Annotated in this window: 2 protein-coding genes; both read right to left on the bottom strand. The window is 64.4% G+C overall.

The genetic code is table 11. The features are described 5' to 3' along the window. Positions 1-863 (bottom strand): IS3 family transposase (locus tag ACWDGI_RS43625; protein ID WP_450768610.1); only part of this gene is annotated, 863 nt, incomplete at its 3' end. Continuing rightward, on the bottom strand, positions 860-1,171 hold the full coding sequence (locus tag ACWDGI_RS43620; protein WP_181804623.1) for a transposase: 312 nt from the start codon (positions 1,169-1,171) through the stop codon (positions 860-862). The genes ACWDGI_RS43620 and ACWDGI_RS43625, both read right to left, overlap by 4 nt. Positions 1,172-1,236: the final 65 nt, after the last annotated feature.

Below are 1,236 nucleotides of genomic sequence, written 5' to 3'. Positions count from 1 at the left end.
TGTCTGTAGCGGGTCCTGGCCTGGTGTGGGGTGAGGTAGCCGATGGTCGAGTGGATCCGCTCCCGGTTGTAATACTGCGCGATCCATCCGAATACGTCTTGCCGGGCCTGCGACCGGGTCGGCCAGGCCGTGGTGCCGATCTCGGATTTGAGTACGGCGAAGAAGCTCTCTGCGGCCGCATTGTCGAAGCATGAGCCGGTTCGGCCGGTGCTTTGCCGGATGTCCAACTCGGCCAATGTTTCCCGGAATTGGCGAGACGTGTATTGCGATCCGCGGTCGGTGTGGAAGATCGCGTTGCCGGCCGTGTGTCCGCCGGCATGGGCCATTCGGATGGCGTCATCGACCAGCTGGGTGCGCATATGGTCGGCCATGGACCAGCCGACGACCTCGCGCGTGCACAGGTCGATCACCGTAGCCAGGTAAAGCCATCCCTCGGCGGTGGGTAGGCAGGTGATGTCACCGACGAGTTTCAGGCCCGGCATCGGCGCGGTGAAGTCCCGCTGGACGAGGTCGGGTGCGGGCGGTGCCGTACGGTCGGCCTTTGTCAGAGACCGTGATTTCCGGCGGGTTATTCCGGCGATCTGACGTTCCCGCATGACCCGGGCGACGCGTTTGCGATTCACGACCTGCCCCTGCTGGCGCAAGGTACGAGTGATCCGCAGAGCGCCGTAGGCGCCCCGGGACTCGGTGTGGATGCACCGGATCCGGCGGACAAGTTCCTCTTCCTCATCCGCCCTTTGCTGCCGTGTCTCCTTGTTCTTGTGCCAGGTGTAGTAGCCGGAGCGGTCCCAGCCCAGGACGTCGCACATCCGCTTCACGCCATGGGCGTTCCGGTGCTCGTCGACGAAACGGAAGCGGATCACCGTGTCGTCTCCCGTGCGAAATAAGCGGCGGCCTTCCGGAGGATCTCGTTGTCCTCCTTCAGCCGGGCGTTCTCCCGCCGCAGGCGCCTGAGTTCCTCTTGCTCGCTCGAGGTCATGTCGGCATCAGCCTCGTCGGCGCTCGCATGGGCGCGGCGGGCGGCGTCCTCTCGGACCCACTTCCGCAACGTTTCCAGATGGACGCCAAGACCCCGGGCGATGTCGGTGAGGGGCCGGTCCTTCGAGGACCGCACAAGGTCCACTGCGTCCCGTTTGAACTCGTCCGGGAAATTCCTCCGTTTTGCCACCATGGATCACTTCCCCTGGATGACGAAACATCCAGCGTCCAGGTGTCGGAATCTCGGGGGTCACTCCA

Source organism: Streptomyces sp. NPDC001220, from assembly GCF_053597895.1.
The sequence above is the reverse complement of the archived record's forward strand: the minus strand, read 5'-3'. Positions and strand labels throughout refer to the sequence as shown.

Excerpts from the sequence above, each read along its gene's own strand:
- ACWDGI_RS43620 (WP_181804623.1), bottom strand. The coding sequence starts at position 1,171 with ATGGTGGCAAAACGGAGGAATTTCCCGGACGAGTTCAAACGGGACGCA.